Source organism: Mesorhizobium sp. 43Arga, assembly GCF_053714255.1.
Map to the genome: position 1 here is coordinate 844,588 of NZ_JBSKBO010000001.1, position 12,840 is coordinate 857,427.

The window sequence follows — 12,840 nt, forward strand, 5'->3', positions numbered from 1 at the left end:
GCTTTGCCCGGGAAAACCGTTTCACACTTTTCCTGGAATTGCTCGAAAAATCAAACGGCGCGGAACCATCCTATATGGTTCCGCGCCGCAAGGTAGAGAGGAGCGCGTGGCTCCGTTCGATCACTTGAGCGAGTGGATCAGCTGAAGCGAGGTCACGGCCACCGCGAGATTGACGCCGGTCTGCGCCTGGACGCTGAGCGGCTGCAGCACGAAGGCGCTGTCGAGGCCGCCGACCAGCACGTTGGCGCCGCCGCCGGTGACGACGCTCGCCTCGGCGTTGACGCCGTAATAGCTGCCGGCAAGGTCGCCCGCGTCGCGGTCACGGGTCGCGGCAAGAACCGCCCAGACGAGCTGGCCCTGATGCGTCTGGCCGAGATCGACACCGATCTTGGAGATGACGCCGGTGTAAATCTCCGATGGGCCGTGGTGGTAGGGACGGAAGACGCAGGACACGCCCTTGTTGGAGGCGACGATGTAAGCGGTGCCGCCGTCGATGGTGCAGTCGAGCGTGCCGAGCTGCAGCTTGCCGGCGCTGGCCGGGGCGGCAGCGAACACGGTCGTGGCAAGGGCAGCGGCGCAGACGAGTTTCTTGATCATGGGAGGGTCCTTTCGCAAATCGCCTGGAAACAACGGCTTGAATGGCCAGACCGTTCCGCTGAAAACTTGGCGCGAACAAGGCAAGGGTCAACGGCTTGCTGCAGGGGTTAACGCGCGGTTGCCGGATCGGCGGCGATGTTCAGCGCCGCGTGTCCTTTCGGACACGCCAACGTCACCATAAGGCTTAGCCGGATCCGCTAAAGCCGATATCAGCTGACGCGGGCGAGGCCGTCCTTGGCAGGCTGGTAATTGGGGTTGAGGCGGACGGCTTCCTTATAGGATTTCGCAGCCTTGGCCTTGTCGCCGCGCTTTTCGTAGATCAGCGCCTGGTTGGCCCATGCCTCGGCGTTCTTGCCGTCGAGCTTGATGGCCATGTTGAAGTCGGAGAAGGCGTTGTCCTCGTCGCCCGTCGCCAGATAGGAAAGGCCGCGGCCGTTGTAGGGCTCGGCGGCATCCGGCGCCAGCGATATGGCGGTCGAGAAATCCTCGATGGCGAATTTGTGCTGGCCCTGGCTCTGATAGATCAGGCCGCGATTGTGGTACGCGCGGGCGTCCGTCGTATCGAGCTGGATCGCCTTCTGGAAATCGTTGAAGGCGTCCTGGGTGCGGCCCGCCTTGCGGTAAAGATTGCCGCGGCCGATATAGGCGGCGTCATAATTGCCGTTGATCTGGATCGAGCGGTTGTAGTCCGCGAGAGCGGCTTCCTGGTTGCCGAGGAAGCGCTGGATGAGCGCGCGGTTGGAATAGGCCTGGTAGAAATTCGCATTGAGCTGGATGGCCTGGTTGAAGTCCTTGAGCGCTGCCTGGTACTGGCCGCCGCGGCCATAGGCCGAGCCGCGCACATTGTAGCCTTCGGGATCCTGCGGATTGCGCTGGATGACCGCCGAAAGCGAGGAAATGTTCTCGCTCGATCCCTGCGCCTTGTCGATGTTGTTGAACTCGCCGGTCGGGCCCGATGTCTGGCAGCCGGCCAGCACCAATCCGGAAAACAGGGCTGCCGTCAGGGCGAAACCACGCAATGCGGTCCCACGCTCCACGCTCATTGCGTTCATGTCTGCCCTGTCCTCACTTCAAGCCGCGTCGCTCAGGTCCGGATCCCCTCTCCGGACCGGGTCACAATCAAAATAAAAAGGTGGCGGCGATTCCGCATCGCGCCACCTTGGTATCCTTCGAAAAGGACGAAATATTGGCGATAATCAGCGCGGCGGACGCGCTGCGCCGGCAGCACCACCGGCAGGCACCGGACGCGGGGTCATCGGCAGCAGGCCTTCGCGCTGGGCGCGCTTGCGGGCCAGCTTGCGGGCGCGGCGCACGGCCTCGGCCTTTTCACGGGCGCGCTTCTCGGACGGCTTCTCGTAGTGACCGCGCATCTTCATTTCGCGGAAAATGCCTTCGCGCTGCATCTTCTTCTTGAGCGCGCGAAGCGCCTGATCAACGTTATTGTCGCGGACGAGTACCTGCACGGGCAATCCTGTCTTTCGGGTTTGATATCAACAGGCAAGTAGCCATAGCCACTAGCCTCCGCGGCGGTCGACACCACGAATTGTGGCGGCTGATAGCAGAATCGGGCCGCGCTGTCCACAGTCGAAATGCAGGACGTCTGCCAAATTGCCAGGGTCGCCCCGAGATAGGGCGCCAACTAGGCCGTGGCCAGGTGCAGCCGCTCGAAATCCTCGAAGAATTCGCCGTAGTCACAAGTGATCTCTTCGCCGGCGGCAATGTCGCGGGTCGCGGTGGCGCCGCCATACTGCGAAAAATCGGTGTTCGGCGTCGCCGAATGGTTCATGAAGCGGCCATTGTCGACCTCATAGACCATGAAGCCCGGCCGATCCGGGCTCGGATAGGCATAGCGGTCGAGCAATTCCTTCAGAGGCTGGGGTGCGGCCTCGTATTTGTCCATCGGGATCAGCCGGTCGAAATCCGGATCAAGCCGCCAGATCGAGGCGCCGTTCCGGATCGGCTCGGCGGCGAACATGCCGACGCCCTCGATCGCGCTCGCGGCCACATAGGTTCGGATCAGCATCATGGTTTAGGGACCCGTTTCGACAGAAACGGAATCGCCAAATCGCAAGGAAAAAGCAAGACCGGCTGCCTGCGTCAAAGCGGCGAACCGACCCTTTCGCCGCAAAAAACCTTCACGTCCGGTTGATCGAGACGCCGCCGTCGGCGAACAGCGCGGTTCCCGTGGTGAAGCTCGAGGCGTCGGAGGCGAGGTAAAGCGCCGAACGGGCAATCTCCCGCGGCTGCGCCATTCGCTTCAGCGCATGGATACCCTCAACGAAAGCGCGGGCTTCGGGCGTCGTTGTCGTTGCGCCCGGAGTGTCGGTGCCGCCCGGCAGCAATGCGTTGACGCGCAGGCCTTTCGGCCCGTATTCGGCGGCCAGAACCTGGGTCAAGCCGATCAGGCCGGCCTTGGCGGCGGCGTAGGCGGCCATGCCCGGCATGCCGGCAGTGTAGCCGACAAAACTCGAGGTGAAGATCAGCGAGCCGCCGCCGCGCTCCAGCATGGCCGGTATCTGGTATTTTGCGCCAAGAAAGGCGCTGGTCAGATTGATGTCCATCGTCTCGTGCCATGCCGCCGGCATCATGTCGGGCAGGGGTGCCATCAAGCCGACGGCGCCAGCATTGTTGAAGGCGATGTCGAGGCCGCCGAAGCTTTCGACCGCCAGATCGACAAGTGCCTTCGCATAGGCTTCGTCCCTGACGTCGCCGGCAAGCGCGATGGCCGTGCCTCCCGCGTCCGATATTTCGGCGACAAGCGTATCGAGCTCGGCCTGGCGGCGGGCTGCGACAACGAGCTTCGCGCCCTCCTCGGCGAAGAGTTTTGCCGTGGCGCGGCCGATGCCGGAACTGGCGCCTGTGACGATGGCGATCTTGTTGGCAAGTGCGAGCATCTTTTGCATCCCTGTTTTTCGCGCCGGTCTCGGCGGCAATCGGGATGTCTGGTCGCAGATGGGGTCGGTCGGAGCCACCCGATACCTGCGAAGGCCGCGTCGTCCTGAACTATTGCTTCAGCAGCCAGCCGAGCCGGTCGAGCGAAAATGCGTAGCTGATGGCGATGAGGAGCGCGATGACGATTCCCGTGGTCGTGTGACCCGCGGCATAGAAGCCGGCAGCGCCGCCGAACAGGATGACCAGTTCGAGGGCCAGCCGCACCGTGCCCGGAACCGGCACCGGTGCGCGGCCCGACCGGCTTGGGTCGTTGAGCACCGCGAAAGTACCCCACAGCACTGCCGCAACGAGCGGCGAGGCCAAAGCGAGGACCCAGCGCCACCATCCGTCGGAGAAGTGCCAGCCGGCAATGCCGAGACCGAGCAGGGCGGCGAGCTCCAGCAGGAAGCGCAATGTCAGATTCCACCAGGCATTGCCCATATTCGTCCTCCAGAATCGCACGACAGATAATGTGGCTGAACGCGACCAGGGCAGCCAGCCCGCACCAGGTCTTTTTCGTCGTGGCGCAAAACGGCAAGCGCCGTCGCAAACAGCGCAAGGGTGGAAGCGCTGTTTCGCTAGTGATACACCTCGCGCGCCGGGCCGAACAAACGCCCGGCTGCAATCCGCGAGATCCGTTGGCGCGAGGCTGGGACGTTGAAAAAATATTCGGTATTCGCCATCGCCCGCGAGGCCATGCGCGGCCACAAGGGCTGGGAGGAACAATGGTCCTCGCCCGAGCCCAAGAAGGAATACGACGTCATCATCGTCGGTGCGGGCGGCCATGGGCTGGCCACCGCCTATTATCTTGCCACGGTGCACGGCATCACCAATGTCGCGGTGCTGGAAAAGGGCTGGCTCGGCGGTGGCAACACCGGCCGCAACACCACCATCATCCGCTCCAACTATCTCTATGACGAGAGCGCCGGCATTTACGACCATGCGCTGAAGCTGTGGGACGGGCTCAGTCAGGAGCTCAACTACAACGTCATGTATTCGGCGCGCGGCGTCATGATGCTCGCCCACAATGTGCACGACATCCAGGTGCTGAAGCGCCATGTCCACGCCAACCGGCTGAACGGCATCGACAATGAATGGCTGTCGCCGGAGCAGGCGAAGGAATTCTGCCCGCCGCTCAACATCTCCAGGGATGCGCGCTATCCTGTCGTCGGCGCGGCGCTGCAGCGGCGCGGCGGCACGGCGCGCCATGACGCGGTCGCTTGGGGCTATGCGCGCGGCGCTTCGGCGCGCGGCGTCCACATCATCCAGAATTGCGAGGTCACCGGCGTCAAGCGCGCCGCCAATGGCGCGGTCATGGGTGTCGACACGACGCGCGGCTTCATCGGCGCCAAGAAGGTCGGCGTGGTTGCCGCCGGCCATTCCTCGGTCATCATGAACATGGCCGGCGTGCGCATGCCGCTGGAAAGCTATCCGCTGCAGGCGCTGGTGTCGGAGCCGGTCAAGCCGGTGGTGCCATGCGTGGTCATGTCCAACACGGTGCACGCCTATATCTCGCAGTCCGACAAGGGCGAGCTGGTGATCGGCGCCGGCACCGACCAGTATGTCTCCTATTCGCAGACCGGTGGCCTGCACATCTTGCAGCATACGCTGGACGCCATTTGCGAGATGTTCCCGATCTTCACGCGCATGAAGATGCTGCGCTCCTGGGGCGGCATCGTCGACGTGACGCCCGACCGCTCGCCGATCCTGGCCAAGACGCCGGTGCCCGGCCTCTATGTCAATTGCGGCTGGGGCACGGGCGGCTTCAAGGCGACGCCCGGTTCGGGCCATGTCTTTGCCCACACCATCGCCAAGGACGATCCGCATCCGATCAACGCGCCCTTCACCATCGAGCGCTTCCGCACCGGCCGGCTCATCGACGAGGCGGCGGCGGCGGCAGTGGCGCACTGATGGCTGTCGAGAGGCTTTGCGAGCAACCGGCCTTCGGCCACGGCGAATTGTAGGAACAAACAGAATGCTTCTCATCCGCTGCCCCTATTGCGAGGAAGAGCGCCCGGAGCTCGAATTCCGCAACGCCGGCGAGGCGCACATTGCGCGCTCGGCGAATATATCAGGCGAGAGCGACGACGATTTCGAAAAGTTCTTCTTCATCCGTTCCAACCCCAAGGGCATCATCTATGAGCGCTGGCGGCACATGCATGGCTGCGCGCGCTTCTTCAACGCGGTGCGCGACACCGTCACCGACAAGTTCGTCATGACCTACAAGGCCGGCGAACCAAAACCCGCCAAGTTGCCGGGAGTTGCCAAATGAGCGGCGCGTTCCGCATCCCGAGAGCCGGTCGCCTCAGCCAGGCCAAGACCGCGCGGTTCAGCTTCGACGGCCAGTCCTATACCGGCATCGAGGGCGACACGCTGGCGTCCGCACTGCTGGCCAATGGCGTGCATCTGGTCGGCCGCTCGTTCAAGTACCACCGTCCGCGCGGCTTCCTGTCGGCGGGCGCGGAAGAACCCAATGCGCTGGTGCAGATCGTACGCGACGACGCGCGCAAGACGCCGAATGTGCGTGCCACCGTGCAGGAGCTCTATGACGGGCTCGCCGCCAACTCGCAGAACCGCTGGCCGTCGCTGTCGTTCGACGTCGGCGCGGTCAACGACCTGGCATCGCCGATGTTCTCGGCCGGCTTCTACTACAAGACCTTCATGTGGCCGAAGGCGGCCTGGAAAAGCCTCTACGAACCGAAAATCCGCGAAGCCGCCGGCCTTGGCGTTTCGCCCGACAAGCCCGATCCCGACCATTATTCCTCGCGCTACGCCCATTGCGACGTGCTGGTGCTGGGCGGCGGTGCGGCCGGCCTCGCGGCGGCCTTGGCGGCGGCCGAGACCGGCGTGCGCGTTATCCTCGTCGACGAGCAGGCCGAATTCGGCGGCAGCCTGCGTTTCGAGACGGGTGCGAAAATCGACGGCCAGGACGGTTTCGTCTGGGCGCAAGCGGCGATCGCGAAGCTCGCAGCCCTGGATAATGTCCGTGTGCTTTCGCGCACCACGGCCTTCGGTTACTACGCGCAGAATTTCGTTGGCCTGGTCGAGCGCGTCAGCGACCATTTGAAGGCTCCCGGCCACGACCTGCCACGCGAGCGGCTTTGGCAAGTGCGCGCCAAGCGCGTCGTGCTGGCCTCCGGCGCCATCGAGCGCCACATGGTGTTCGCCAACAACGATCGGCCGGGCATCATGCTGGCGGGCGCGGCGCGCACCTTCCTCAACCACTATGGCGTGGCGGTCGGCAGGAATGTCGGCGTCTACACAGCCAATGATTCAGCCTATGCGGCGGCGATCGACCTGAAGAAGGCCGGCGTCAACATCGCGGCGATCGTCGATCTGCGCGACAACCCGACCGGTCCCGTGATCGACGAGGCGCGGGCACTCGGCATCGAGATCAATTTCGGCCGCGCGGTGATCCGCGCCGGCGGCAAATTGCGGGTTTCGTCGATGACCGTGCAGCCGAAGAATGGCGGCGGCGAGCGCACCATTCCAGTCGATGCGATCCTGATGTCGGCCGGCTGGACACCATCGGTGCATCTGTTCTCGCAGTCGCGCGGCAAGGTCGCCTTCAACGACGAGACCAAGCGCTTCGTGCCGGGCACCTACGCGCAGGACTGCGTTTCCGTCGGCGCCTGCAACGGCACGGACGGCTTGTCGGCCACGGTGGACGAGGCCTATACGGCTGGCGCCAAGGCAGCCAAGGATGCCAATGCCAGGGACTATGGCGCGAAGACCGCCAAGGGATCGAAGCCGAAGGTCGACGCCTCGGAAAGCTGGTCGCGCGGAATGCTGGGCGCCGGGCCCGGCGCCGGCCCGGACACGACGGTGAAGGCCTTCGTCGACTTCCAGAACGACGTCACCGCCAAGGACATCCGCCAGGCGGTGCATGAAGGCATGCGCTCGATCGAGCACGTCAAGCGCTTCACCACCAACGGCATGGCGACCGACCAGGGCAAGACCTCCAACATGCACGGCCTGGCGATCGCCGCGGAGACGCTGGGCAAGCCGATCCCCGAGGTCGGCCTGACGACCTTCCGCGCGCCCTACACGCCGGTCACCTTCGGGGCGATCGTCAGCCATGCGCGCGGGCCGCTGTTCGACCCGACGCGCAAGACGGCGATGCATCCCTGGGCCGAAGCGCAAGGCGCGGTCTTCGAGGATGTCGGCCAGTGGAAGCGCGCCTGGTATTTCCCGAAACCCGGCGAAGACATGCATGCGGCGGTCGACCGCGAATGCGTCGCGGTCCGCACCACGGCCGGCCTGTTCGATGCCTCGACGCTCGGCAAGATCGAGGTGGTCGGGCCGGATGCGGCCAAGTTCATGGAGCTGCTCTACACCAATCCATGGGAGAAGCTGGAGCCGGGCCGCTGCCGCTACGGCATCATGCTGCGCGAGGACGGCTTCATCTATGATGACGGCGTCGTCGGCCGGCTGGCGCCGGACCGCTTCCATGTGACGACGACGACGGGCGGCGCGCCGCGCGTCATGAACCACATGGAAGACTATCTCCAGACCGAGTTCCCGCATCTCAATGTCTGGCTGACCTCGATCACCGAACAGTGGGCGGTCATCGCGGTGCAGGGGCCGAAGTCCCGCGACATCATCGCACCGCTGGTCGAAGGCATAGACATGTCCGACGAGGCGCTGCCGCACATGTCGGTGCGCGAAGGCAAGATCTGCGGCGTGCCGACAAGGCTGTTCCGCATGTCGTTCACCGGCGAGCGCGGCTTCGAGGTCAACGTGCCGGCCGATTACGGCCAGGCCGTCTGGGAAGCGCTGTGGGCCGAGGGTCAGAAGCATGGCGCCACCGCCTATGGCACTGAAACCATGCACGTGCTGCGCGCCGAGAAGGGCTACATCATCGTCGGCCAGGACACGGACGGCACGGTGACGCCGAACGACGCCGGTCTCGACTGGGCGGTCGGCAAGAAGAAGACCGACTTCGTCGGCATCCGCGGCATGGTAAGGCCCGACCTGGTCGCCAAGGGCCGCAAGCAACTGGTCGGCCTCAAGACCAAGGACCCGAAGGTGGTGCTGGAAGAGGGCGCGCAGATCGTCGCCGATCCGAAGCAGGCAATCCCGATGAAGATGATCGGCCACGTGACGTCCAGCTACTGGTCGCAGAATTGCGGCCGTTCCATCGCGCTGGCGCTGGTCGCCGGCGGCCGCGACCGGATGGGCGAGACGCTCTATGTGCCGATGCCGAACGGGGTGATCGAAGTGGAGGTTACCGGCATGGTGTTCTTCGACGAGACGGGAGGCCGCCTCAATGGCTAAGGCTGCTGCAAAGAAGACGGCTGCGGCCGCATCGCCTTCGGTCGACCGCCGTCCGGCATTGGCTGGACGCAGTACGACAGCGACCGGCGTGAAGGTTGAAGTGCTGCCGCCGGCTGAGCGCATCTCCCTGCGCGCCCCGGAAGCTTCGGTCGCGGCGCTTTCCAAGGCGCTTGGCCTGACCTTGCCGAAGAAGCCGAAGACATCCGCGTCGAAGGGCGGGCGCACCGCTCTGTGGCTCGGCCCCGACGAGTGGCTTGTCATCGACGAGGGCGGAAATGATCCGCTCGCCGATTGTGCAGGGGTTACCGCGCTGCATTCGGCCGTCGGCATCTCACACCGGAACATCGCGATCTCCGTCATCGGTCCGGCGGCCGAAGCCGCGATCAATTCGGGCTGCCCGCAGGACCTGTCGCTCGACGCCTTCCCGGCGGGCGCGGCTTCGCGCACCATCCTCGGCAAAGCCGAGATCGTGCTGTTGCGCACATCGGACGACGCCTTCCGGGTCGAGTGCTGGCGTTCGTTCTCGGACTATGTCTTTACTTTCCTGTCCGAGGGAGCCCGCGACGCGGCTGGCTGACCCGGAACGTTTTGCCGCCCGCGTTCGTTGTGCGGCAACAGGTCGAGGGAGAAGTGTCGATGCCGTCGAAGTCCGCGCCGAACTTGCCACTCAAAAAGACGTCGGCCGTCCGCTCGCTTGAGCACGAGCAACACGAAGCGTCGAGCGCCGAAGAGGAACTCGAGGAAGGCCTCGAGGACACGTTCCCTGCCAGCGATCCGGTGTCCATCACCAGTTCGGCGATCCCCGGCGCGCCCGCCAAGCCCGGCAAGGCCAAGACAGTCCCCGGACGAAAAACCCGCAAGCCCTGATTTTCCGCAATTATGGTCGAAAGGCATCTTTCCAAGGCATCGCCAGTTGGGATATTCAAAGCGCTTTGGAGGAGAAAAATGCCGATAAAAGTTGTTGTCTGGGGCGAGAACGTCCATGAACAGACCAATGCCGCCGTGCGCGACCTCTATCCCTTGACCATGCATGGCACGATCGCGGCCGCGCTCAACCAGGACAAGGGCATCGTGGCGACCACCGCGACCTTGCAGGAGCCAGAGCACGGCCTGAGCGAGAAGCGCCTGGCCGCCACCGAGGTGCTTTTGTGGTGGGGCCATGCCGCGCATGGCGAGGTCAAGGACGAGATCGTCGAGCGCGTGCAGAAGCGGGTCTGGGAAGGCATGGGGCTGATCGTGCTGCATTCCGGCCACTACTCGAAGATCTTCAAGCGGCTGATGGGCACGCCCTGTTCGCTGAAATGGCGCGAGGCGGGCGAGCGCGAGCGTGTCTGGGCGATCAACCGCAGCCACCCGATCGCGCAAGGCGTCGGCGAATGCCTGGAGATCGGCGAGACGGAAATGTATGGCGAGCCCTTCGCGGTGCCCGAGCCGATGGAGACGGTGTTCGTCTCCTGGTACGAGGGCGGCGAGGTGTTTCGTTCCGGGCTGACCTACCAGCGCGGCGCGGGCCGCATCTTCTATTTCTCACCCGGCCACGAGACCTATCCGATCTACCACAATGAGGGCGTGCAGCAGGTGCTGCGCAATGCCGTGCACTGGGCGCACAATCCGGCGCCCGCCTGGTCCGGCATCACCAATGCGCCGAACGTGCCGACGGACAAGGCCAAGGAGAAGATCGTGCAGAAGGGCCTGCGCCTGCATGCCGACGGCGACAAGGGGTTGAGTTGATGGGGGACCTGATCTGATGCATCGCCTGCTCTTGCTCGGCACCGGCTGGATCGCCGGACACCATATCGAAGAGTTCGCCAAGGTTCCCGGCTGCAGCATTGTCGCCTGTGTCGATCAACTGCCCGGCCGCGCCGCGGCGTTTGCCGCTGCCAACGAGATCGGCGCTTCTTTCGAGAGCCTGGAAGCGGCGATCGCCTGGGGCGATTTCGACGCCGCCATCAACGCCACTCCGGACGGCGTGCACAAGGCGACGACGCTGGCGCTGCTTGCCGCGGGAAAACATGTCTTTTGCGAAAAGCCGCTGGCGCCGGACCATGCCGATGCGCTTGCCATGACGGAAGCGGCCGAGGCCGCCGGCCTCGTCAATATGGTCAATCTCACCTACCGCAATTCGCCGGCGATCCAGGAAGCTCGGCGTTTGGTGTTGGCGGGGGCGATCGGCGAATTGCGCCATGTCGAGGCGGGCTACAAGCAGAGCTGGCTGGTCAGCAAATCCTGGGGTGACTGGCGCGTCGAGGACAAATGGCTGTGGCGCCTGTCCAGCCGGCACGGTTCGACCGGGGTTCTGGGCGATGTCGGCATCCACATCCTCGACTTCGCGACCTATGGCGCGGCCCAGGATATTGTCAGCCTGCACGCCGATCTGGTGACGTTTCCGAAGGCCGAGGGCAACCGGATCGGCGACTATTTGCTGGACGCCAATGACAGCGTGGCGATGACGGCGCGGCTGGCGTCCGGCGCGCTGGCGACGATCATGGCGAGCCGCTACACAACCGGCCATGGCAACGACCTGTCGCTGGCGCTGCATGGCACCAAAGGAGCGCTCAAGGTCGAGACCGATGGCAAGGCAGCGCGGCTGTCGGCGTGCCTGGGAGAGGACGTCGATGTTCAGCTCTGGCGCGAGCTGGCCCTGCCGGATGTCAAGCGCAACGCCCGGCGTTTTGTCGACGCACTGGATGCCGGGCACAATGGCGATCCGTCCTTCCGGCGCGCCGCCGACATGCAGAAGCTGATCGACGCTGCCTTCGAGAGTTCGGCGAGCAGGCTGCCGATCTCAATCGGCTGACATCTCACCTGGCCGGCTGCTGCCGGCCAGAACTGGCTTTCTGAATTTCTTAGAACGCGCTCGGCACGATCCACGGGTTGATGCTAATGCCAAGGCGCGGGCCTTGGCCTTCGGCGGTGTTTTCCGTGGCGGCCTTCTTCTCGACCGAGCCTGTCGAGGCGCAATCCAGCTTCACATGGGTCTTGGTGTCGACGCAGGTCGCGGCCGACTGATGCTTGACTGGCTGGGTGGCGCTTGCGGCGAAGGCCGAACCGGAAAGTGCCAGCACGGCGGCGAGAGTGAGGAGTGTCTTTTTCATCGTCAGTCTCCGTTTTTCGACGGTCGAATTTTTTCCGTACATGTACGGTATTGCGTACAGATACGTCCGCCGATCGCGAAGTTCAAGCCGAAATCGTACGCGTACGGTAAATTTTTGTTAACCAAGAAATTCGCCCCAGTTTTGGCCGGGGAAGGCAGCTAGAGCGTTTCACCGTTTCATGGAAACGGCCAACCGCTCCAACCCTTTGTTTGGACGCAATTCCGGACGGAAAACCGTTCACACTTTTCCAGGAATTGCTCCAGGAGCATGTGAACGAAAGGAGTTGGCGTTCAGCAGTTGACCGGTGTTTCGGTCAGCGGCTGCACGGTCTGCGTGCTGAGCGTGGCAAGCGTAAAATCGCACATGCGTTTCACGAAAGCATTCGGGTCGCCGAAGGGGTAGAACGGAAACGTGATCAGCAGCGAGATCGTGCCGTGGCCGACCGCCCACAGCATAGTGGCGATGGCGCGCGGATCGCCCTGCAATTTTCCTGCGGCGACGCAGGCTTCGACCCGCGTGATCAGCACCTTCATCGCCGGGTTGGCCTCGTGCATTTCTTGAAAACTCCGACCTTCCGGCGGCTTGGTCTTTTCGGTCATGAAGACGGTGCGGTACTCGTTGGGATTGCCGAGGCCGAAGGCGGCATATTCGGTCATCACCGCCTGCAGGGCCTCGATCGGATCGTCGGACGGATGCTCTTCGATGCGGCGGGCAAGCATTTCGAAAGCGTCTTCGGCGAGCGCGAACAGGATGTCCTGCTTGTCGGCGAAATAGGAATAGACCGACATCGGCGCATAGCCGACCCGCTTGGCCAGCTTGCGGATGGTCAGGCCTTCATAGCCCTCTTCCTGGACAAGCTTGTGCGCGGCCGCGACCAATTCGGAACGCAGTTCGGCCTTCTGTTTCTCGCGGCGTTTCTGGACGCTCAGCGGCAAGTCGG

The 12,840-nt window shown here is 64.0% G+C and carries 15 protein-coding genes; 7 read left to right on the forward strand and 8 right to left on the reverse strand.

The genetic code is table 11. The features are described from left to right. Positions 1 to 120 precede the first annotated feature (120 nt). The 6 genes from ACWGS8_RS04215 to ACWGS8_RS04240 all read right to left on the reverse strand — a co-directional run bounded on the left by ACWGS8_RS04215 (position 121) and on the right by ACWGS8_RS04240 (position 3,969). The gene (locus ACWGS8_RS04215) at positions 121 to 597 is read right to left on the reverse strand and encodes a DUF992 domain-containing protein (protein ID WP_454579733.1); all 477 of its coding nucleotides are present in this window, start codon (positions 595 to 597) and stop codon (positions 121 to 123) included. A gap of 209 nt (positions 598 to 806) precedes the next feature. Continuing rightward, positions 807 to 1,649: a tetratricopeptide repeat protein gene (locus ACWGS8_RS04220; protein ID WP_454579734.1), complete on the reverse strand. Its 843-nt coding sequence runs from the start codon at positions 1,647 to 1,649 to the stop codon at positions 807 to 809. Positions 1,650 to 1,793: 144 nt separating this feature from the next. After that, entirely contained in the window at positions 1,794 to 2,060 is a 267-nt protein-coding gene (gene rpsU / locus ACWGS8_RS04225; protein ID WP_027056687.1) for a 30S ribosomal protein S21, read from the reverse strand. A 176-nt stretch (positions 2,061 to 2,236) separates the two neighbouring features. Then, positions 2,237 to 2,623 carry an SET domain-containing protein gene (locus ACWGS8_RS04230; RefSeq protein ID WP_454579735.1) on the reverse strand — a complete coding sequence of 129 codons (387 nt, stop codon included), beginning with the start codon at positions 2,621 to 2,623 and terminating at the stop codon, positions 2,237 to 2,239. A 109-nt stretch (positions 2,624 to 2,732) separates the two neighbouring features. Then, entirely contained in the window at positions 2,733 to 3,491 is a 759-nt protein-coding gene (locus tag ACWGS8_RS04235) for an SDR family oxidoreductase (RefSeq protein ID WP_454579736.1), read from the reverse strand. Positions 3,492 to 3,600: 109 nt separating this feature from the next. Continuing rightward, entirely contained in the window at positions 3,601 to 3,969 is a 369-nt protein-coding gene (locus ACWGS8_RS04240) for a YrdB family protein (RefSeq protein WP_454579737.1), read from the reverse strand. A gap of 216 nt (positions 3,970 to 4,185) precedes the next feature. Between ACWGS8_RS04240 and ACWGS8_RS04245 the strand changes: the two genes are divergently transcribed. From ACWGS8_RS04245 to ACWGS8_RS04275, 7 genes are all read left to right on the forward strand, one after another. Continuing rightward, positions 4,186 to 5,439 carry a sarcosine oxidase subunit beta gene (locus ACWGS8_RS04245; protein ID WP_023778582.1) on the forward strand — a complete coding sequence of 418 codons (1,254 nt, stop codon included), beginning with the start codon at positions 4,186 to 4,188 and terminating at the stop codon, positions 5,437 to 5,439. 64 nt (positions 5,440 to 5,503) lie between these two features. Further along, positions 5,504 to 5,800, forward strand: coding sequence for a sarcosine oxidase subunit delta (locus tag ACWGS8_RS04250; protein ID WP_199643718.1), 297 nt, complete (start codon positions 5,504 to 5,506; stop codon positions 5,798 to 5,800). After that, a complete protein-coding gene (locus ACWGS8_RS04255; protein ID WP_454579738.1) occupies positions 5,797 to 8,805 on the forward strand; it encodes a sarcosine oxidase subunit alpha in 3,009 nt (1,002 codons plus the stop codon). The genes ACWGS8_RS04250 and ACWGS8_RS04255 overlap by 4 nt, the downstream gene beginning before the upstream one ends. Beyond that, complete coding sequence (locus ACWGS8_RS04260) at positions 8,798 to 9,382, forward strand: sarcosine oxidase subunit gamma (RefSeq protein ID WP_454579739.1); 585 nt, start codon at positions 8,798 to 8,800, stop codon at positions 9,380 to 9,382. Before ACWGS8_RS04255 ends, ACWGS8_RS04260 begins: the two co-directional genes overlap by 8 nt. Positions 9,383 to 9,441: 59 nt before the next feature. Next, positions 9,442 to 9,672, forward strand: coding sequence for a hypothetical protein (locus ACWGS8_RS04265; protein WP_454579740.1), 231 nt, complete (start codon positions 9,442 to 9,444; stop codon positions 9,670 to 9,672). A 78-nt stretch (positions 9,673 to 9,750) separates the two neighbouring features. After that, a complete protein-coding gene (locus ACWGS8_RS04270) occupies positions 9,751 to 10,536 on the forward strand; it encodes a ThuA domain-containing protein (RefSeq protein ID WP_454579741.1) in 786 nt (261 codons plus the stop codon). 16 nt (positions 10,537 to 10,552) lie between these two features. After that, entirely contained in the window at positions 10,553 to 11,602 is a 1,050-nt protein-coding gene (locus tag ACWGS8_RS04275; protein WP_454579742.1) for a Gfo/Idh/MocA family protein, read from the forward strand. 49 nt (positions 11,603 to 11,651) lie between these two features. On the opposite strand, the gene ACWGS8_RS04280 is transcribed toward ACWGS8_RS04275, so the two are convergent. Together ACWGS8_RS04280 and ACWGS8_RS04285 are read right to left on the reverse strand one after the other, a co-directional pair. Then, complete coding sequence (locus ACWGS8_RS04280; protein ID WP_454579743.1) at positions 11,652 to 11,900, reverse strand: DUF680 domain-containing protein; 249 nt, start codon at positions 11,898 to 11,900, stop codon at positions 11,652 to 11,654. Between the two features lie 290 nt (positions 11,901 to 12,190). Continuing rightward, the gene (locus ACWGS8_RS04285) at positions 12,191 to 12,835 is read right to left on the reverse strand and encodes a TetR/AcrR family transcriptional regulator (protein ID WP_454579744.1); all 645 of its coding nucleotides are present in this window, start codon (positions 12,833 to 12,835) and stop codon (positions 12,191 to 12,193) included. Between the last annotated feature and the right edge of the window lie 5 nt (positions 12,836 to 12,840).